We start from the raw sequence: 20,081 nt of genomic DNA, 5'->3' as shown, positions 1-20,081 counted from the left end.
AGTCATGTTTTTTTAAAGGAAAAAGTTTAATGTCATCTCAACCCAGTAAAGCCTTAGAGGTTTTTGATAATCCTAATATTGAGCGTGATTTTGTCATTCAAATTGATATGCCAGAGTTTACGTGCTTATGTCCAAAAACAGGGCAGCCTGATTTTGCCATATTACATCTTGAGTACATTGCTGATAAAGCGTGTATAGAATTAAAATCACTGAAAATGTATATTTGGTCGTATCGAAACGAGGGCGCATTCCATGAGGCGGTCACTAACCAAATTCTTGATGATTTGGTTCAAGCAAGCAATCCAAGATTCATGCGCTTAAAGGCAATTTTTAATGTTCGTGGCGGTATTTATACAACCATAATTTCTGAATATCAGCAAAAAAACTGGACGCCTAAAGCCAAAGTTGATTTACAGCATTTGGGCTAGTATTTTTTATGAAAGCCATTCGTCAAAGCATTAAGTTTGATAAAAAACTTCTAGACAAGGATGCTTTAAAAGTTATTAATGTTATTAATAAAGCGGGATTTAAAGCCTATTTAGTGGGTGGTTGCGTTAGAGATTTGCTCTTAAATTTAGAGCCAAAAGATTTTGATATTGCAACCAATGCCAAACCAGAACAAGTGCATAAATTATTTAAACGCTCACGTTTAATTGGTAGGCGCTTTCGTTTAGTGCACGTTATGTTTTCAGCGCGTAAATTTATTGAAGTGGCTACTTTTAGGTCAGGCAAGATACAAACCGCTAAAAATGGTGTTGTTATTCGTGATAATTGCTATGGTAATATTGAGGACGATGTCGTGCGTAGGGATTTTAATATTAACGCGCTTTATTATGATATTAAAACACAAGAAGTGATTGATTATGTGGGTGGACTTGAAGATATAAAAGCGAAAGAAGTGCATATTATTGGTAATCCAGGTATAAGGTTTGAACAAGACCCAGTGCGCATGATTAGAGCCATTAGGTTTCAAACTAAATTAGGGTTTCAACTGAGTGATGAGATTAAATCGGCTATTTTTGAACAAGCATCACTTATTGGTAATATTTCTGCAGCACGCCTGTATGAAGAGTGTATTAAATTGTTTCACAATGAATATGGGTTTGAAGTGTATGAGCGCTTAGAAAAATATGGTTTGTTAAAATATTTGTTTAAACAAACTCATAAGAATGAATTTATTAAAAAAGCCTTGTTAAATACATCAGATAGAATTAAAAAAAATCAATCTGTCACACCTGTGTTTTTATTTGCTGTATTTTTATGGCAGACCTACAATGAGCGTTTTATTGCGCTTAAAAACAAACAAAGTTGTTCGTCTTTAGCGATGACTCAGGCTTCTGAAGAGGTGATTATTAATCAAATTAAGCAAGTCTCGTTACCCAGATGGTTAAGTACTAGAATTAAAGATATTTGGCTAATGCAACCAAGATTGGAAAAAATGCAACCAAAAAAAGTCAAAACATTATTAAGCAATCCACGTTTTAGAATGGCATACGATTTCTTATTATTGCGCTCTATGAGTACCAATTCAGAATTGGTTGATGTGGCTAAATTTTGGACCAAAGCTCAACAGTGAAATCAGTTTTAATTACGGGCTGTTCAAGTGGTATTGGTTTGTGTTTGGCGAAAGGATTAAAGCAAAAAGGCTATCAAGTATTTGCCACTGCCAGAGGTGACATTGATGTTGAGAAGTTAAAAAACTTAGGCCTTGATGCTTATCAACTGGATTTATCCTCTTCTGTATCCATTCAACGCGCCATGAGTCATGTTTATGAGCATTACTCAAACTTCCTCGCAGTAGTTATTACTATCAAGTCAAAGATAAGCGAGTAAACAACAACACCAACGCTATGATTAAATTAATCAAACAAACTGCTATTGAAGTTGGATACACCTATGGCAAACGCAGAATGCGAGTAGTTTTGAATAACCAAGGTTATAACATTGGTATTTACCAAACTGCAACGCTAATGAAAAAAGCCAATGTAGTTGCCATACGCCCAAGAAAGCGTCATTATTACCCTAATACTAGATTGATGTTTAAAAAGGCAAAAAACCTATTAAATCGTGTGTTTGAGCAGCAATCAATTAATACGCATTGGGTTGGTGATATTACCTATATCAAAACCTATCAAGGTGGGAGTTATTTAGCCAGTGTGTTGGATTTAGGCTCAAGACAAGTTGTTGGTTGGGCATTGTCAAAACAGCCTAATGCTCAGTTGGCAAAGGATGCGCTTAGTAATGCTGGTGTCTAGACACCAGCCCAATACAAATAAACACATGTTCCACTCTGATCAAGGGACTCAATACTCTTCTAAAGTTTTTATTGATTATTGCAACAAGAACAACATTACTCAAAGCATGAGCAGGCGAGGTAATTGTTGGGATAATGCGGTCATGGAGCGTTTCTTTAGAAGTCTGAAGACTGAGAGATTAAATTATCAAAGTTTTGCAAATCATAGTGAAGTCGTGCAAAATGTAGAGGGTTATATCTACTTGTATAATTACAAAAGGATTCATTCAGCGATTGGGTATTTGGCTTGCTACACGCTTTAGTTTCTCGTCCATGGAACTTAATTGGCGGGCATAGTGTTTCTGCTGCAGTAGGTGTTGCTTGTTTTTATTTGATTGCTGATATCAATTGCCATCCCACTTGCACTTGTTGCCATGCATTTTTTGAAATGTATGCATCCACCTAGTGGTGCAACGGCAGTGACTGCCATTATCGGTGGTGAGGCAATACATCAATTGGGCTATGCGTTTGTTATCACACCTATTTTTTTAATTCCTTAATATTGCTTGTAGTTGCTATGGCGGTAGGCAGTTTTAGAGATAAAAATCCGTTTGAAGATTATTTGTAATCAGGTTGTTCATAAGAAACTAAAGATATTATTTATCCACCAGTTACCGGTGGATAAAAGGCTACTTCATCTGTTTCACTGATAATAACCGTATCATTAGCAATTTCTTGATTGACCGCACAAAGAACATTGTTTGGAAAATAATGCTCGCCATGTTTATCAATAAGCTGTTTTTTTAATTGTGCTGTTGTGGTGTTAGTAGCAAGAATAATCTCTTCACTGGACAGTTTAAGGGATTCTTTAAGTGAAGCAAAATATAAAATTTTCATAATTTATTTATAGTAAGATTTTTTAGGTATTGTTTTACCCGCCAATTTCTACCATTTGCCGGTTGCTGATATTGTCAATAACAGAGTTAAACTCATGCTTTTCAGGTTTTTTATTGATTGCATTTAGGATCATGCGTTTAATTTCATCATCCGTTAAATTTGAACGTACGGCATCTTTTAAAGAAATTGAATCTTCTTGCCCTAGACATAAGATTAAATCACCCTTGGCAGTCAGCCTAACACGATTACAAGTTTGGCAAAAATGGTTTGATATGGCACTGATTATGCCTACTGTAGAGTTTGTGCCTTTAATTTTAAAATTATGAGCAGGGCCGGCAGTTTTATTAGATGTGATGGGGGTTAATTGATTGTTTAGGTATTTGTTGATTTTAGCAAGAATGTCTTTTTCACTAACGTGTTGAGCGAGTGCTTCTATGCCTGACAAACCGATTGGCATGGTTTCAATAAAGCGGATATCAATGCCTTTATTAATGGCAAAATTAATCATTGATTCGATTTCATCGTCATTAACGCCACGCATTGCTACTACATTAAGTTTAATTGGGTTCATGCCTACCTGTATTGCCGCATCAATGCCTTTAATAACTTGTGTTAAATCGCCATCACGAGTAATTTCTTCAAACCTTTTAGGGATGAGTGAATCAATAGAAATGTTTACTCTATTGATGCCATTTTGATAAAGCTTTCCAGCAAATTTTTCTAATAAATGTGCATTGGTTGATAAGGGAACATCATCAATGCCATCAACATGACTGATGAGTTTAGCAATTTTAGAAATACCTCTTCGTAGTAGTGGTTCGCCCCCTGTTAATCTAACTTTGGTAATGCCTAATTGTGCAAAAAGTTGAACAATTTTTTCAATATCTTCATAACTTAGAATGTCTTCACGTTTGCAATTTGGTGTGTGTTCATCATCACGACAATAAAAACATCGATAGTTGCAGTGTTCAGTCACTGAAAGTCTTAGGTAGTTAATTTCTCTACCAAATTTGTCAATTAACTTAGATATTTTCAAGTTTCCGTCTGGATTGCTGTGTCGTTTATCCAATGGCCAGATTTTCCGCCCTTTTTTTCTAGTAATTGAATGTCTCCAATTTTGATAAAGCGATCTACTGCTTTGCACATATCATAAATAGTTAGCGCTGCTACACTTGCTGCGGTGAGTGCTTCCATTTCTACGCCAGTTTTACCGTCAAGTTTAACAAGCGTTTTAATTTCAATCGTGGCATTTTTTTCATTAGGCATCAGCTCAACCGTTATTTTTGACAGCATTAAAGGGTGGCAAAGTGGAATTAAATCCCAGCATTTTTTAGCAGCGCAGATGCCAGCAATACGCGCTACAGCAAGTACATCCCCTTTAGCATTTGAGCCAGATAATATCAACTCAAGGGTTGATTGTTTCATACTAACCACAGCCATGGCTGTTGCTTCACGCGTGGTAACTTGTTTATCAGACACATCAACCATTTGTGCATGACCTTTTTGGTTAATATGGGTTAATTTACCCACTTGGACCGCTGTGTGTCGCTTGTCACTCATAATAACATCTCATTTAGTGGGTAAAAGTTTAGAACTTTACCTCGTTTAAAAGTGGTTTTTTCTGGAATTTCTATCAATCCATCTGCCCACACCATGGAACTCAGCACGTCAGAGCCTTGTTTGGGATACAGATTGGCCTTGGTGGGGAAGGTTGTATGGTCAAGGCGCACACGTACAAATTCACGTCTAGGTTTTGGCTTGTGCCAATCAAAGTTTGCTTGAGCTTTAAAAGCAGTATTTAGATAGTAACTTGCACCTTGCATTTTTTTAATAAAAGGCCGAGCAAAGAGTAAAAAAGTTACCATGGCAGAAACTGGATTGCCCGGCAGTCCAATAAAAGCGCAATGTCCTAGGTTGCCAAAAGCAAGTGGCTTGCCTGGTTTTATCTTAATGCGCCATAGGTTTAATTGACCTAGTTGTTCTATAGCAGGCTTAATATAATCTTCCTCACCAACAGATACGCCACCTGTGGTTATGATTAAATCACAATCAGATTTTAATGCTTTTAGGGCATCACAAGTAGCATTAAAGGTGTCTTTAATGTTGCCTAAGTTGACAACTTCGCAACCAAGTTTGTTTAGTAGTGCCACTAATGAATAGCGATTAGAGTTAAAAATTTGCCCTTGTTGTAATACGTCTCCAGGTTTAACCAGCTCATCACCCGTGAAAAACACACCGACTTTAATTTTATGAAATACTCTAAGTTTGTCTATGCCCACAGAGGCAACCAGCGCAATATCTTGTGGTTGTAGTTGTTTTCCTTTGGGTAAGATAACATCACCTGATTGGATGTCATTGCCCATAGGCCTGATGTTTTCACCCAGCGAAATGGGTCGATAAACTTCAATTTTTAATTTGTTTTCAATCAACTCGCATTCCTCTTGCATGAGCACTGTATTAGCATTTTTTGGTATGGGCGCACCTGTAAATATACGTGCTGCACAACCTGGTGCTAGTGCATCTCCAGTGCTGCCTGCAGGAATACGGTCGGTAATTTCAAATGCAAATCCACCAGGTGTGTTTATTTGATTTTCTTTAAGATTAATGGCGTAGCCATCCATGGCAGAATTATCAAAACTAGGGACAGAAATATTGGCATGTATATCAATAGCTAGCATTCTGTTTAATGCATCATCAAGCCCTATTAATTGAGTGTTATTGGTAACTTTAGCAGAATCTATTAATATTTTTAAAACCTCATCAATAGAAAGTAAGGGTTGTGGTATTGTGTCACATCTACAATCAACTTGTTGGTTGTTCATGATAAATTTTTACGGTTTATAATTAAAGTTCATTGTTTGATTGTATCATACAGCCTATATATTCGACAACAACATACCCATATGAAAAGCATCATTAAAAGTGACATTACCGCTGTCATACTTTCAGGTGGTCAAGCTACACGTATGAATGCTCAAGATAAAGGTTTAATTTTATTTAATGACAAGCCTTTGATTAGTTATGTGGTCGATATTATCCATCAAGATGTCCATAGTATATTGGTGAGTGCTAATAGAAACCTTGATGCATATCAAAAATTTGGTGAGGTTATTACTGATAGTTTTCCTGGGTTTCAAGGGCCACTTGCTGGTATTTTGTCGGCTTTGACTAAAGTCAAGACAAAATATTTATTGGTTGTGCCGTGTGATGGGCCGTTTATTAATCAAACTCTTGTGGCTAGGTTATTAGAAAATATGCAGCAGGCTGATGCCAGCATTTGTGTGGCAATGCAAGGGCAAAAAATGCATCCTACTTTTTCATTAATTAGGGCTAATTTAAAAGATAATTTGAGTGAATTTTTAGCACAAGGCAAACGCAAGATGGGTATGTGGTTTAAGAGTAATCATGCACAAGAAGTTGATTTTTCAGATCAAGCAGATATGTTGATTAATCTAAATTCACCTGAGGATTTTAAAATTAGGCAGTAAGATTATTCCCAACGATTTTTTTGGCTTTTGTCACTATTTTTGGCTTCAACCCACTCGCTTTTGTTTTGAGTGTGTTCTTTTTTCCAAAAGGGCGCTTGAGTTTTTAAATAGTCCATGATAAATTCGCAAGATTCAAAAGCAGATTGACGATGTTTGCTGCTTGTAATCACTAATACAATTTGATCATTAATATCTAAATCACCCACGCGATGAATAAGAGCTATATTACCAATAGACCAGCGTTTTTTGGCTTGATCAACAATAGATTTTAGTGCTTTTTCAGTCATCCCAGGATAATGCTCTAACGTCATTTTTTGAATTGGAGCGTCATCCAAATCACGTACAAAGCCAACAAAACTGACCACTGCGCCAATATCAGAATTGTTGTTTTTGACCACTGCTATTTCTGTTGATAAGTCAAAATCTTGTTGTTGTATAATTATTTTATCCATGTTAAAAAACCTTGATAATAAAAATATTATAATAACTTAATACACTTGAACTTAATTTTTTGATATAATTTCACATAGTTACCCAATGAGGGGCAACAACAGACACAGACGTTTACTTAATTTTTCTTGATGGGATTATTAAGTAAGCGTTTTTTTCGTCAATTTCAAAGTAGAGTTGGCAATTGGGTATTGAAGCCAGTTATTGTATTTTTATGTCTATGTATATAAATGCGATAACTGGCTTTTTTTGCTTTATAAAAAGCATAAAACATTAAAACAAGGCAGGAAAATAGCATGAAAAATTTAGTCATAGTTGGATCGGGAATGAGCGCCATGAAGGTGGTTGACGAGGTGTTAAAAATTGACCCACTGATGTATCAAATTACCATTATTGGCGAGGAAAAGGTATTGCCATATAACAGAATTATGCTCTCACCTGTTTTGGCAGGGGAGAAAGATTTTGAAGATATAAAAACGCATGATGAGTCTTATTTCTCTCAAAATAACATTACCTTTAAGCCAGGTTGCTTGGTGTCATCTATTGATAGGTTAAATAAAAGTATTTTATTAACCAATGAGAAGGCGTCATATTCAGTAGCATACGATCGATTAGTAATTTGCACAGGATCAAGGCCTTTTATTTTGCCATTACCAGGTAAAACGTTAGAGGGTGTGGTGTCGTTTAGAGATATTTATGATGTTGAGTATATGCAATCAAAAGTTGGCCAAGCTAAAAAAGTAGCCGTAATTGGTACGGGTTTATTGGGGCTTGAGGCTGCCAATGGGCTCAATGAGTTAGGGTTTGATGTCACCGTGATTGGCAATATGGACTCTATTATGAATATGCAACTAGATGCTTCATCTGGTGGCTTATTGCAAAAAGTATTAGAACAAAAAAATATTAAATTCAAGCTAGGTGCAATCACCAATAAAATTATTGGAACAAATACAGTTAAAGCCTTGGAATTTGAGGATGGAACGGTAATGGATGTTGATATGGTTGTTATGTCGGTAGGCATCATTCCTGAAGATTCTTTAGCCAAAGCTGCAGGGTTGCAGACAGACAGGGGCATTATTGTGGGTGATACAATGATGACCTCTGATCCTGCTATTTACTCAGTAGGCGAGTGTATTAAACACCGAGGCATGTCGTATGGTTTAGTAGCACCACTGTTTGAACAGGCGCGCGTGTGTGCTGAGCAGGTGTGTGAGGTGTCGCATCATATGTACACAGGTTCAGATATTTCTACTAAACTAAAAATTTCAGGTGTGGATGTCTTCTCAGCAGGGGAGTTTGATAATCCTGAAGATGAGGTTATGGACTCTAAGGATCATGCGCTTAATACTCGTAAAAGATTGTCTATTAGAGACAACAAATTGGTTGGTGCAGTTTTATTTGGTGATTCAACAGATGGATTGTTTTATTTTGACTTAATCAAAAAAGAAACAGATATTACCAGCATTCGTAAAACTTTACTATTTGGTGATATTAATATTGACAACTCAAGTGCAGGTGCCAAAGGTGTTGAGAAGATGGCCGAGGATGAGCAAGTATGTGGCTGCATGGGTGTTACTAAAGGCGACATTGTCAGTGCAGTGGCAGGTGGTTGTAATACTTTTGAGGCATTACAAGAAGAAACAGGTTGTGCAACAGGTTGTGGTGGTTGCGCGTCAGTGGCTAAACAAGTATTTAGCTTTGTTTCTGGTGCTGAAATATTAAGCAAAGATGCTTTGTGTGATTGTACAAAACACTCAACAGAAGAAGTGCGTCAATATATTAGAGCATTAGATGAAGTTGTTAGTGTTAATGACGTTCGAAGTACGCTTGATTTTGACAACACTTGCGAGGCTTGTGGTGCTACCATTAATTATTATTTATCGTCACAGTTTAATGAAGCATACGTTCATAATGATGATGAACGACCGCACAATGAAAAAATGCATGCCAATAAACAAAGAGATGGTACTTATTCCATTGTGCCACAAATGCAAGGCGGATTGACAACACCTAAAGAACTTAAGGCATTGGCTGATATTGCTGTTAAATATGAGGTTCCCACGATTAAAGTCACTGGTGGCCAACGCATTGATTTATTAGGCATTCCTAAGGAAAACTTAAACGATATGTGGGATGAAATGACCGAGGCAGGCATGGAAGCTGGTTATGCTTATGGCAAAGCCACTAGAACGTGTAAATCCTGTGTTGGCACAGATCATTGCATGATGGGCACGCAAGACTCTATGGGGCTTGCTATTAAAATGGAAGACGCTGTTTGGTCGCACTTCATGCCGCACAAATTTAAAATGGGTGTGAGCGGTTGCCCGCGTAATTGTGCTGAAGTTACGATTAAAGATTTTGGCGTGATTTGTACTGAAAAAGGTTATGAAATTCATGTGGCAGGTGCTTGTGGGATTCGAACCAAGGCCTGTTTGAAAGATAGATTTTTTGAAACCGAAGAAGAAGTGATTGAATATCTTAAGGCTTTTGTACAGTTATATCGTATTGAGGCTAATTATCTTGAGCGAGTGATGCATTTTGAGGAGCGCGTGGGTCTAGACTATATTCAATCCAAACTAAAGACACCTTCAATGATCAAACACTATGCAGACTTGTTGCCCAAAACCATTAAAAACCCATGGGAAACAACAGACCATAGGTATTTAGCATAATATAAGGAGTTAATCATGAAAGATAAATTAAATCTATTTTCATTTAAGGGCAAGTATCGCATTTTGCATTTAACTTGGTTTGCTTTTTTTATGACCTTTGTTGTATGGCTTAGCCTTGGGCCGATGATGCCATTTATACAACAAGCCTTATCATTAAGCGAGCAACAGGCAAAAGTGCTGCTGATTCTTAATGTTGCCATGACCATTCCAGCAAGAATTGTGGTTGGTATGTTGGTTGATAAATTCGGGCCTAAAATTATGTTCTCTTCTATTTTAGTTTTAGGTGGGCTTGTTTCAATTGCATTTAGTTGGATGCAGTCTTATGAACAACTTGCTCTGCTTAGATTCTTATCAGGTTTTATTGGCGCTGGATTTGTGGTCGGTATTCGTATGATTTCTGAGTGGTTTCCAGCCAAACAAACGGGTACTGCACAAGGTGTTTATGGTGGCTGGGGTAATTTTGGTTCAGCAGGTGCGGCCATGTCATTACCTTTTATCGCAAGTAGTTTTGGCGAGATTGATGGTTGGCGTTATGCGATTACCATTGCTAGTGTGTTGGCAATAGGTTATGGTATTTTTTATTACTTTAATGTCACCAATACGCCCAAAGGGTCGACTTATTTTAAGCCTAAAAAAATGGGTGCAATGGAAGTGAGTAGCTACTCAGATTTGGTGTTGTACATTTTAATGAACATACCCTTATATCTTGCTTTGTCGCTACTTACTTGGAAATTATCACCTGAAAAAATGAATATGATTTCATCAGGTGTGGAATTTGGCGTATATATTGTTTTGGCATTGGTGTTTGTTTTTCAAGTGTTTAAAACTTGGACTGTTAATGCACAGCATTTAAAGAATTCTGTGCCTAAGCAACATCAATATAAATTTAAACAGGTGGCGATTTTAGATTGGGCTTATTTGGTTACTTTTGGTACTGAATTAGCTGTGGTTTCAGTTCTGGCTATGTTTTATGTTGATTGGTTTGAGTTGCCTAAAATTACAGCAGCTTTGTTAGCAGGTGTGTACCCATTTATTAATTTATTTGCCAGACCAGGTGGTGGTTATTTGAGCGATAAATACGGTCGAAAGGTAATATTAGTTGTGCTTTTCTCTGGCATTACTTTAAGTTTTTTAGCATTGGGTAATGTAGATAAAAGCTGGTCTATCTATTTGGTGGTGGTGTTGACAATTGTTGGTGGTATTTTTTCTAAAGCAGGCTCAGGTGCGGTATTTGCCATGGTGCCACTGATCCAAAGAAGGCTAACAGGTCAGATTGCAGGTATGGCAGGTGCATTTGGCAATGTGGGTGCGGTATTGTTCTTAACTGCAAATTCTTTGGTAGATTATGATGAGTTTTTTATGCTAATTGGCATGGTTAGTGCGGTAATATTGGTACTGATTGTTATCTTTTTAGAAGAACCGAAAGGACACATGACTGAGATTTTAGACGATGGTACGGTTGAAATAATCAAGCTAAATTAATTATGAAACAATTAAAAGTCATTGTTAATTCACATTGCATTGCAGGGGTTAAGGCAGAAAACCAAGATGCCTGTGCCTACTATATACCCAGCCCTCAAACACTAGAATACAAAGGGATTGTAGGCGTTATTGCCGATGGTGTAAGTGCTTGCGAGCGAGCTAAAGAAGCAAGTGGCTGTTGTGTTAAAGGTTTTTTGAGTGATTATTATTCAACCCCTGAATCTTGGAGTGTTGAACATTCAGCCGGTCAAGTCATCTCAGCACTTAATAATTGGCTGTATTCCCAGTCAATGCGTTTTGGTGAAATTTCATCCATGTTATGCACGCTTAGTGTGGTTATTATTAAATCAAATACCGCACATATTTTTCATGTAGGAGATTCACGCATCTATCGTTATAGAAAAGGCGTGTTGACACAACTAACCAAAGACCATACTTTAAACCTTAACAAGGAAAAAACTTACCTATCAAGGGCGATGGGTTTTGATTTAAGCATTAATGTTGATTACCAAACTTTTGATCTTGAACTGGGTGATCAATTTTTAATGACAACTGATGGTGTGCATGATTATTTACAACATACATCATTAGCAACATTAATGGATAAAAGCTCGTCTGCTGATGAGATTGTTAAGCAGGCAATTAAGCAAGATTCTCAAGACAATGCCTCGGCTATGATTATAACGATTGAGCAATTGCCAGAGAAAAATCTAGGTGAAGCATTTGATGAATTAACCCAAAAACCTGTACCACCTGAGTTAACCAAGGGCATGAAAATCAATGGTTTCGAGATAGAATCTTTAATTATTTCAAGTGCAAAAATGCAACTGTATCTAGCTAAAGACATCAGTACTGGACAATTAGTCGCTCTTAAAACCCCGTCTGTTAATTTTGAAGATGATCCAGAATACTTACAACATTTTATGTATGAAAAGTGGGTAGGGCGGCGAGTGCAAAGCCCTAATGTCGTTAAAATTTATAACAGTCATAAAAAGGCTAACTTTTTGGCTTATGCCATGGTGTATGTTAAAGGGCAAACTTTGCGGGCGTGGATGGATGAAAATAAGCATCCTGATATTGAAGTAGTGGTTAGTTTTGTGAAGCAAATTATTCAAGGGCTTCGGGCGTTTCACCGTCAAGAAATGTTGCATTGTGATTTAAAGCCAGAAAATATCATGATTGATGAAATTGGTCAAATTAAGATTATTGATTTTGGCTCAGCTAGAATTGCAGGCGTGGCAGAATTGATTAACCCTATTAATTTCATAGCTAATCAGGGCACGCAAGGTTATACTGCACCAGAGGTCATTTTAAATGAAAGTGTTTCACAAGCCTCTGATCAATTTAGTTTAGGTGTGATTGTGTATGAGATGTTTTCATCTCATCTGCCTTATCAAAATAAATTAGATAAGAGTCTGAGCACTAAGAAATTGTCTAAATTAATTTATGAGCCAGTGTTGATATACAACCCAAATTTACCTGTGTGGATTGATGGTGCTATACGCAAGGCGTGTTGCTTAGATTATGCACAAAGGTATGAGGCTTTATCAGAATTTTTATATGACTTAGAACATCCAAATTCAGTATTTTTATTACCTCAAAAGAACAAGCAACCAAAATCAAAGCTAACTAAATACTGGCTATTAAGCGCACTATCGCTTGCATTAAATTTTATTTTGTTGTTAATGTTGGCTATTAAGTAAAAGAAAAGAATGATGAATTTTAAGACAACTTGCCCTTACTGCGGTGTGGGGTGTGGCATTGAAATTACCCGAACGGGGTCTATATTAAAATTAACAGGGGATAAAGATTCTCCTGTTAATCAAGGTATGCTTTGTATTAAAGGGCAGACCTTATTAGAAACGGTAGGTACAGATAATGCAAGATTAATCAATCCATCGTTAGGCAGTTGGGATAAAACCATTAAAGCCATGGCTAAAGTATTTGAATCAACACCAAAACACCAAATAGCATTGTATTTGTCTGGGCAAATGTTAATGGAAGATTTTTATGTTGCTAAGCAATTTGCAGGGGCTTACGGCATTGACAATATTGAAAGCAATTCAAGGTTGTGCATGTACTCTACTGTTGAAGCCAACAAAAGAGCCTATGGTGCTGATATTGTACCTGTGTCATTTGATGATATTTATCAAGCACAAACTATTTTTATTATTGGTAGTAATACTGCGGATTGTCATCCTATTGTGTTTAACCATATTAAAAAATCCAAGGCTTTTGTAGTTTGTGTTGATGTCTATGAAAGTACCACAGCCAAAAAATCTGATTTATTTATTCAAGTTGAACCTGGCAAAGACATGGGTATTATTAATAATCTGCCACATCAACCTTGGTTTAAAGACAAAAAGGTACTCAGTGTTTACTCACAAGGATTAACCCAATCAACCGATGCAACTGATAAGGTTAATGCTTTGATTAATGCACATATTATCACTGGAAATATCAACAAACCTGGCTGTGGCGTGTTGTCTTTAACAGGGCAATGCAACGCCATGGGTGGTCGTGAAATTGGCATACGAACAAATGATTTAACTGCCACTGAATTTTTTTCCAGCAATCAAATTAAAATCTTATGGGTAATGGCAACAAATCCTGCACATAGTATGATTAACTATCGACAATTTGAAACATTAATTGTGTCTGATTTTACAAAAACTCTAACCACTGACGATGCAGATATCGTTTTGCCAGTATGCAGTTGGTCAGAAAAAACAGGGCACATAAAAAACTCAGAACGCAGATACTTAAAGCAAAACGCCTTTTTACCACCTGCTGGCAACTCAAAACCTGATTGGGAAATTATTTGCTTACTTGCTAAAGAATTAGGACTTGATGGATTTGATTATCAATCAGTAGATGATATTTGGCAACAGATGGATATTGATGAGTCTTGGCAGCCTAGAATTCAAGTTAAAGAAGAGCTGGTAGTTATTAAAGTCACTAATCGCACTGATAACGATTCAATTAACAACGTCAGACTTTTGACCCAATGGCACTCAATGTCACGGACAGGTAAAAGCAAAACCCTTAACAAAATGACCAAGACTCCTGATGAAGTTATCTCTATTCACCATGTGACTAACTCTGAATTGTTTAAAAACAAAACCGTTGAACTGGATAAATATTCTAAACAACCTTGCTTTAAAGGTTAAACAATCGGAAGGGTAGTTTTGCTTTTAAAATGGCGCCATTCATAACGAATAGGGTAGTTTCTACGATAGTCTTCAAAGTTATTAACATCTTTAATAGCGTTCGCATCTTGTTGAAAATCATAAATTTCATTTAAAGTGTCTTTTAAATTACTTCTATCGATGGATAACTCATCAGCATTAATTAAATTTCTGATATTTTCATCTTGTTTTTCGCCTAAAAAAGTACACAATGCTTCATATATTATAAAACTACCCATAAATTTTGCATCAACTGAGTGCCCAGCAATGTGTGGCGTGGCTAAATAAGCAGTATTTTGTAAACTTGGGTTGATGTTAGGTTCATCCTCCCAGCAGTCAATAATATTAGCAAGTGTTTTATGCTTTTGCCATATTACTTCTTTTATCACACCACCACGTGCTGCATTAAAAAGAATGGTTTTGTTTGTGATGTGATGAAAATTATTTTCATTTAACAGTTGATAGGATGGATGCTTACCATCAACGGTCAATGGTGTATGGAAAGTGACAATATCAGCGCTTAATGCTGTATTTAAATCAACAAAGTTGTCTAGATTTTCATGCATTTGGCGTGGTGGATCATTCAGCAAGGTTTTAATGCCCATCAACTTGGATTTTTCTGCCAATCTTGTGCCAACATTACCGACACCAATAATACCCAAAGTTTTCTTTTGATAGTTAAAATTCAACTCATCTGCTAAATTAACAATGGTGCTTATCACAAACTCAGCTACTGCCATTGAGTTGCAGCCTTGGGCTGAGAAAAATTGAGTGCCTTTGGTCTTTAAATAGTCTTGATCAATATGGTCCAGCCCAGCAACTGTTGAGCCGACAAACTTTACTCGGCTACCGTTCAATAACGCCTGATTAACTTTAGTTCGTGAACGTACAATTAATACATCTGCATCTTTAACCGAGTTGGCGTTAATATCTCTACCAGCAATAGCAGTAATTTCACCAAAACGATCAAAAATTTCTTTATAGGCATAGCAAGCATCGTCAATAACCAGTTTCATTATGACCAGTTAATCACTTGTTGATTGTGCATTTTAAGATAATCATTGGCTTTTGAAAAATGCCGACACCCTAAAAAACCACGATGTGCTGATAAAGGAGAGGGGTGCGTGGTAGTAAGGATTAAGTGCTTATCTTTATCAATAAATGTCGCTTTTTTCTGTGCATAAGCACCCCAAAGCATAAATACTAAATGTTGCCTTTGTTCGCTTAGAGTTTTAATAATGCCATCGGCAAATACTTCCCAGCCTTGGTTGGCATGAGAAGCTGCCTGATGAGCTTCAACAGTCAAAACACTATTAAGTAGTAAAACACCTTGTGTTGCCCAGTGTGTTAAATCACCACTTTGGCTAGGTTTAATGTTTAAATCACCATGTAATTCTTTAAAGATATTACCAAGAGATGGTGGCTTTTTTACGCCTTGGACGACTGAAAAACTCAAACCATGAGCCTGCCCTAATCCATGATAAGGATCTTGCCCAAGAATAATGACTTTAACTTTATCAAATGCAGTTAATTCAAAGGCTTTAAACCAGTTTTTAGAATGGGGGAAAATAACTTTTTTAGCTTGTTTTTGCTGTTGTAAAAATCGTTTTAAATCAACCATTGATTGTGTTTCAAGCAATGTTTTGATACTTGGGTGCCAGTTTTGTATGTTCATAAACTTGTCCACCATAACCTTAAGCGATAACCCAGCGTACTCACATAACCGACCTCGCTAAATTTAATTTGGTTGTCTTTTGAGATGAAAAAACTCGTTGGTGTGGCTTTAACGCCAAGCAACCTTGCCAAAGAGCCAGAATTATCATTAATAATATTGTCTGTTTTCATGTTACGATCTTGTGCATAGGCTTGTAAATCAGCGTCAGAGCCAGATTGCATGGCAATATTAAGCACTCTATAATCACGGCTTATAGTTTGAATATTGTCATTTTCAAGTTGGCAGATACCACACCAAGTGGCCCAAAAATGTATCAAAGTCGCCTCATTTGAGTGTGATGAAACAATCGCTCCACTTAAAGTTTTGCTATTAAAACTTGGTACAACACCACTACTCAAGTCATATTGTTGATAAGTACGAAAACTAAAAATAGCAATAATGATTAGTAACCATTGTAAAATTATTTTTCTTTTTTTCATGGATTATTATTATATATGACCGATTGGATAACACGCTGGCAAGAAGGAAAAATAGGTTGGCATAAAAATCAACCTAACTCAAGACTAATTGAATTTATTGATTGTTTAAAATTAAGTACTAATGCTTGTGTATTTGTGCCATTATGTGGAAAAAGCGTTGATATGTTGTATGTTCTAGAAAAAGGTTTTAAGGTGCTGGGTGTTGAGTTGAGTGAGCTTGCTACTCGGCAGTTTTTTGTAGAGAATGAGTTGCATTTTTCAACTAAGAAAAGTGGTAAATTTGTGATTTTTTCTTCAGAAAATATTGATATTTATTGCGGTGATTATTTTGACCTTGATGCCAGTGTTTTGAATCATGTTAGTGCTGTGTATGATAGAGCGTCTTTAATCGCACTGCCTTTAGCTTTAAGAGCGAAATATGCATCTCACTTATACGCTATAATACCCGCTGGTTGCAGGATGCTATTATTAACCTTAAATTATCCTCAATCACAAGTAAGTGGACCGCCTTATGCGGTTAATAAGACGGAGGTGGTTTCACTTTTTAAAGGGTTTGAATGTCAGCAGTTACAATGTTTTGATGATATTAAAAATGAGCCCAAGTTTCAACGTGAAAATGTTGATTTTATTGAAAAAGCAACGTATTGTTTGCGTAAAAAATAAGAGGAAAAATGGCAAAAAAAATAAAAGGAATGGTGATACAATTTGGCACTAAGGGGTATGGTTTTATTACGGGTGATGATGGTGAAAAATATTTCATTCATCAAAAAAATATTTTTAATAAATCTCGTCTAAAAGTTAATACACGCGTTGTGTTTAGTGCGCAAAACTCTGAAAAGGGCTGGGTGGCAATGGATGTTAATCTAGAAAAAGGTGCTAAGGCGTCTAGTTCTGAGTCTAAGTCGTTATCAAATGGCGCTGTTAAGGGCATGTTTGTCATTTTGTTCATTATTCAAGCGATTGTTGTTTATAAAATATTTGTATGATAAAAAAGTACTTACTCATTGCGTTAATCCCGTTAACATTTAGTGGGTGTTTTTCAACACCTGCTGTACAAGTGAACAATATTTGCCATTTAATGGATGAGCAGGTGAGTTGGTATCAAGCAGTTAAAGCTAGTGAGAAAAAGTATGGCTCACCTATGCATGTGCAGTTGGCTATTATGTATCAAGAATCACATTTTGCATCAGATGCAAAACCGCCAAGAAATAAGCTGTTTGGTGTCGTACCATGGTTTAGATCAAGTAGTGCCTATGGTTTTGCACAAGTTAAAGACACAACTTGGGAATGGTACCAGCTAAAAACAAGCAATCAAAATGCCGATCGTGATGATTTTGATGATGCTATAGACTTTATTGGTTGGTATATTAATCAGTCCAGTAAGCGTTCTGGTATTGATAAATCAGATACTCACAATCAATACCTTGCTTATCATGAAGGGCATGGTGGTTTTAATAAACAAACTTATTCTGCTAAGCCGTGGCTGATAAAAATAGCACGTAGTGTTGATGACAATGCACAGCGTTATAAACAACAACTCCAACAATGCGCCTCCCAATTAGATGGTAATAATGTTCGGAGACTCTTCTAGATTTTATGTGGGTAAAAGTTTTAGATCAGGCGCCAAAAGAAGGTACGATGATTGAGGTTGTCGTAAAAAGTAAGGATTTATTGATTACACTTAATCAAGGTGAGCTACATTGTGTAGATAACCGCTGTCCACATGAAGATATTAAATTGACGCTAGGTTGTTTAAAAGGTAATCGAATCAAGTGTTCACTACATGGATTCAGCTTTGATTTGACCACAGGAGATAGCGCACAGGCAGATGTTGATAATTTGCGCGTTTATCCTACCAAACAAGAAAATAATAAAATCTATATTAATATTTAAAATTATGAAAACATCTAAAACACTCATGCACTCAATTATTCAACGCATAGCAACAGGTCCTGATTTGAGTAAAAATATTGATTTTGAAGAGGCTAAAGCAGGCATGCAAGGGATATTACGTGGTGAGATTAATGACGTGCAATCAGCTATCTTTTTAATTGCACTTCGTATGAAACATGAAACACATGAAGAGAATGAAGGCATTCTTGCTGCTATTCTTAGTGAATCTGATCAGCAGCAGGTGATGGTTGATGATTTGGTAGATTTGGGCGACCCTTATAGTGGTTATAATCGTTCTGTCCCAATTTCATCATTTTTACCACCATTGTTGGCTGAGCTTGGTTTGCCTACCGTTATTCATGGCTTGGACAGTGTATCGCCAAAATATGGGCTTACTCATCGGCATATTAATGAGGCTTTGGGTTTAGAGGTTGATCACTCAACTGCACAGGCAAAAGCTCGGCTTGAAGATGGCAATATTGGTTGGTCGTATATTGATCAAGCAAACTACTGCCAAGGCTTACACAACCTTGTGCCTTTGCGTAATCAAATTATTAAGCGCAGTGTGATTAACACAGTAGAAACCTTAATTGGACCATTGCGTGGCAAAAAAACGCATTCTATTTTGGGTTATGTGCATAAGCCTTACCCTCCTATTTATGCCCACTTAGTAACTGCCTCAGGCATGGATACATCGTTACTAGTTCGTGGCGTTGAGGGTGGTGTAATTCCCTCACTTCGTCAAAAAGGCTTAATGATTTCTTATCAAGGCTTGGTTGAGCAAGACAGAGTGGATATTGATCCTAAGTCGTTGGGCATTAATCAAGATATGCGCACTATTTCATTTCCTAGTGAGCTGGATATACATAATGACATTAAAGCTTTGGCAGATTACACAGTTAAATTAGGAAAATCTGCCTTATCAGGTGAAAAAGGGCTGTTTTATGATGGCTTGGTCTTGGCTGCTAGCTTGATTCTTTGGCATACTAAAAAAGCCAGTTCATTAGTTGGGGCTGCCGATATAACAAGAGCAGCCTTGGACTCTGGCAAAGTATTGAATCGTTTATAATTAAACTTTAAAAATCATTACAAAACAAAAGGGGAATAGAAAAAATGAATAATAATATTAAAGTTGTTGTTAGTTGGTTAATTGCTTTATGGGCATCGTATGTTTTTTTAGGCAATACGATAGGTGGATTGTTCACTCAATATGGCGCTTATATTGTTGGCGGTTTCGAGCTGATCACTTCTTTGGTTTTATTATCTCCTCTTGTTTTGTGGCATCGAAGAGAAAAATTGCATTGCATTGGTGGCTTAATGGCATCAGTAGTGATGGCAGGTGTAGTATTTTTCCATTTGTTTACTGGGTGGTTAAGTGGAGTGAAAATGGGCAAATACAAACTGACTCAGGCTTGGCAAATGCAGCTTTGTCTATTTTAGTTTTAGGCATTGTCATGGTTATTCTAAATAGACGAGCCTAATTGATGCAAGATCAGGATATCTTACAAAAAATAGCCCAGGTCTTAGCTACTTCAAATTTTTAAAAATCCAATCAACTTATTAATTATCAAACTATTAATGAGTTGGAAAAACCCTAAATTTAAACAAACAAGGCTCACAGTGT

24 protein-coding genes and 1 pseudogene are annotated in these 20,081 nt (G+C 36.7%); 17 read left to right on the top strand and 8 right to left on the bottom strand.

Annotated elements, in window-relative coordinates:
* Positions 1-29: 29 nt before the first annotated feature.
* From queF to CVFO_RS08815, 6 genes and pseudogenes are all read left to right on the top strand, one after another.
* Positions 30-428: a preQ(1) synthase gene (queF, locus tag CVFO_RS05515; RefSeq protein WP_201339056.1), complete on the top strand. Its 399-nt coding sequence runs from the start codon at positions 30-32 to the stop codon at positions 426-428.
* A gap of 8 nt (positions 429-436) precedes the next feature.
* Positions 437-1,576, top strand: a complete 1,140-nt coding sequence (gene pcnB, locus CVFO_RS05510; RefSeq protein ID WP_201339054.1) for a polynucleotide adenylyltransferase PcnB — start codon at positions 437-439, stop codon at positions 1,574-1,576.
* Complete coding sequence (locus CVFO_RS05505) at positions 1,573-1,833, top strand: SDR family NAD(P)-dependent oxidoreductase (RefSeq protein ID WP_201339052.1); 261 nt, start codon at positions 1,573-1,575, stop codon at positions 1,831-1,833. Before pcnB ends, CVFO_RS05505 begins: the two co-directional genes overlap by 4 nt.
* A gap of 17 nt (positions 1,834-1,850) precedes the next feature.
* The gene (locus CVFO_RS05500; protein WP_201339051.1) at positions 1,851-2,255 is read left to right on the top strand and encodes a DDE-type integrase/transposase/recombinase; all 405 of its coding nucleotides are present in this window, start codon (positions 1,851-1,853) and stop codon (positions 2,253-2,255) included.
* Positions 2,230-2,556, top strand: a complete 327-nt coding sequence (locus CVFO_RS05495; RefSeq protein ID WP_201339049.1) for an integrase core domain-containing protein — start codon at positions 2,230-2,232, stop codon at positions 2,554-2,556. The genes CVFO_RS05500 and CVFO_RS05495 overlap by 26 nt, the downstream gene beginning before the upstream one ends.
* Positions 2,541-2,793 (top strand): annotated as a pseudogene (locus CVFO_RS08815) (HPP family protein). The gene CVFO_RS05495 and the pseudogene CVFO_RS08815 overlap by 16 nt, the downstream one beginning before the upstream one ends.
* A gap of 100 nt (positions 2,794-2,893) precedes the next feature.
* Here the strand turns inward: CVFO_RS08815 and moaD are convergent.
* Genes moaD through CVFO_RS05465 form a run of 4 tightly spaced genes read right to left on the bottom strand, consistent with a single transcriptional unit; the run spans position 2,894 to position 5,952 of the window.
* The gene (gene moaD, locus CVFO_RS05480; protein WP_201339044.1) at positions 2,894-3,130 is read right to left on the bottom strand and encodes a molybdopterin converting factor subunit 1; all 237 of its coding nucleotides are present in this window, start codon (positions 3,128-3,130) and stop codon (positions 2,894-2,896) included.
* A gap of 34 nt (positions 3,131-3,164) precedes the next feature.
* Entirely contained in the window at positions 3,165-4,160 is a 996-nt protein-coding gene (gene moaA / locus CVFO_RS05475; protein ID WP_201340417.1) for a GTP 3',8-cyclase MoaA, read from the bottom strand.
* A 2-nt stretch (positions 4,161-4,162) separates the two neighbouring features.
* A complete protein-coding gene (moaC, locus tag CVFO_RS05470; RefSeq protein WP_201340416.1) occupies positions 4,163-4,660 on the bottom strand; it encodes a cyclic pyranopterin monophosphate synthase MoaC in 498 nt (165 codons plus the stop codon).
* Between the two features lie 26 nt (positions 4,661-4,686).
* Positions 4,687-5,952, bottom strand: a complete 1,266-nt coding sequence (locus CVFO_RS05465; RefSeq protein ID WP_201339043.1) for a molybdopterin molybdotransferase MoeA — start codon at positions 5,950-5,952, stop codon at positions 4,687-4,689.
* Positions 5,953-6,033: 81 nt separating this feature from the next.
* Here CVFO_RS05465 and mobA point away from each other — a divergent pair, with 81 nt between their 5' ends.
* Positions 6,034-6,618 (top strand): molybdenum cofactor guanylyltransferase MobA, encoded by a 585-nt coding sequence (mobA, locus tag CVFO_RS05460; RefSeq protein ID WP_201339042.1) that lies wholly within the window; start codon positions 6,034-6,036, stop codon positions 6,616-6,618.
* Between the two features lie 2 nt (positions 6,619-6,620).
* Here the strand turns inward: mobA and CVFO_RS05455 are convergent, their stop codons facing one another.
* Positions 6,621-7,070 (bottom strand): molybdenum cofactor biosynthesis protein MoaE, encoded by a 450-nt coding sequence (locus CVFO_RS05455; RefSeq protein WP_201339041.1) that lies wholly within the window; start codon positions 7,068-7,070, stop codon positions 6,621-6,623.
* Between the two features lie 294 nt (positions 7,071-7,364).
* Between CVFO_RS05455 and nirB the strand changes: the two genes are divergently transcribed.
* Genes nirB through CVFO_RS05435 form a run of 4 tightly spaced genes read left to right on the top strand, consistent with a single transcriptional unit; the run spans position 7,365 to position 14,392 of the window.
* Positions 7,365-9,740 carry a nitrite reductase large subunit NirB gene (gene nirB / locus CVFO_RS05450; RefSeq protein ID WP_201339040.1) on the top strand — a complete coding sequence of 792 codons (2,376 nt, stop codon included), beginning with the start codon at positions 7,365-7,367 and terminating at the stop codon, positions 9,738-9,740.
* A 15-nt stretch (positions 9,741-9,755) separates the two neighbouring features.
* A complete protein-coding gene (locus CVFO_RS05445) occupies positions 9,756-11,222 on the top strand; it encodes an MFS transporter (protein ID WP_201339039.1) in 1,467 nt (488 codons plus the stop codon).
* Positions 11,223-11,224: 2 nt separating this feature from the next.
* Positions 11,225-12,925: a bifunctional protein-serine/threonine kinase/phosphatase gene (locus CVFO_RS05440; RefSeq protein WP_201339038.1), complete on the top strand. Its 1,701-nt coding sequence runs from the start codon at positions 11,225-11,227 to the stop codon at positions 12,923-12,925.
* 9 nt (positions 12,926-12,934) lie between these two features.
* Positions 12,935-14,392: a molybdopterin oxidoreductase family protein gene (locus CVFO_RS05435; protein WP_201339037.1), complete on the top strand. Its 1,458-nt coding sequence runs from the start codon at positions 12,935-12,937 to the stop codon at positions 14,390-14,392.
* On the opposite strand, the gene CVFO_RS05430 is transcribed toward CVFO_RS05435, so the two are convergent.
* The 3 genes from CVFO_RS05430 to CVFO_RS05420 are packed head-to-tail and all read right to left on the bottom strand — an operon-like array spanning position 14,389 to position 16,564.
* Entirely contained in the window at positions 14,389-15,426 is a 1,038-nt protein-coding gene (locus CVFO_RS05430; protein WP_201339036.1) for a 4-phosphoerythronate dehydrogenase, read from the bottom strand. The genes CVFO_RS05435 and CVFO_RS05430 overlap by 4 nt on opposite strands.
* Positions 15,426-16,085: a uracil-DNA glycosylase gene (gene ung, locus CVFO_RS05425; protein WP_225879224.1), complete on the bottom strand. Its 660-nt coding sequence runs from the start codon at positions 16,083-16,085 to the stop codon at positions 15,426-15,428. The genes CVFO_RS05430 and ung overlap by 1 nt, the downstream gene beginning before the upstream one ends.
* Complete coding sequence (locus tag CVFO_RS05420; RefSeq protein ID WP_201339034.1) at positions 16,082-16,564, bottom strand: redoxin domain-containing protein; 483 nt, start codon at positions 16,562-16,564, stop codon at positions 16,082-16,084. The genes ung and CVFO_RS05420 overlap by 4 nt, the downstream gene beginning before the upstream one ends.
* A gap of 15 nt (positions 16,565-16,579) precedes the next feature.
* On the opposite strand from CVFO_RS05420, the gene CVFO_RS05415 reads away from it, so the two are divergent.
* From CVFO_RS05415 to CVFO_RS05390, 6 genes are read left to right on the top strand one after another with little or no spacing between them, the layout of a single operon-like run.
* The gene (locus tag CVFO_RS05415; protein WP_201339033.1) at positions 16,580-17,227 is read left to right on the top strand and encodes a thiopurine S-methyltransferase; all 648 of its coding nucleotides are present in this window, start codon (positions 16,580-16,582) and stop codon (positions 17,225-17,227) included.
* Positions 17,228-17,235: 8 nt separating this feature from the next.
* Positions 17,236-17,550 (top strand): cold-shock protein, encoded by a 315-nt coding sequence (locus tag CVFO_RS05410; protein WP_201339032.1) that lies wholly within the window; start codon positions 17,236-17,238, stop codon positions 17,548-17,550.
* Positions 17,547-18,155 (top strand): transglycosylase SLT domain-containing protein, encoded by a 609-nt coding sequence (locus tag CVFO_RS05405; protein ID WP_201339031.1) that lies wholly within the window; start codon positions 17,547-17,549, stop codon positions 18,153-18,155. The genes CVFO_RS05410 and CVFO_RS05405 overlap by 4 nt, the downstream gene beginning before the upstream one ends.
* Before the next feature lie 5 nt (positions 18,156-18,160).
* Complete coding sequence (locus CVFO_RS05400) at positions 18,161-18,457, top strand: Rieske (2Fe-2S) protein (protein WP_201339030.1); 297 nt, start codon at positions 18,161-18,163, stop codon at positions 18,455-18,457.
* 4 nt (positions 18,458-18,461) lie between these two features.
* Positions 18,462-19,526: an anthranilate phosphoribosyltransferase gene (locus CVFO_RS05395; protein ID WP_201339029.1), complete on the top strand. Its 1,065-nt coding sequence runs from the start codon at positions 18,462-18,464 to the stop codon at positions 19,524-19,526.
* A 44-nt stretch (positions 19,527-19,570) separates the two neighbouring features.
* Positions 19,571-19,897 (top strand): hypothetical protein, encoded by a 327-nt coding sequence (locus CVFO_RS05390; protein WP_225879223.1) that lies wholly within the window; start codon positions 19,571-19,573, stop codon positions 19,895-19,897.
* Positions 19,898-20,081: the final 184 nt, after the last annotated feature.

Source organism: Isorropodon fossajaponicum endosymbiont JTNG4 (genome assembly GCF_016592615.1).
In the GTDB taxonomy this organism is placed as follows: domain Bacteria; phylum Pseudomonadota; class Gammaproteobacteria; order PS1; family Pseudothioglobaceae; genus Ruthia.
Note: the sequence above shows the minus strand (reverse complement) of the source record. Positions and strands in the feature narration are given on the sequence as shown.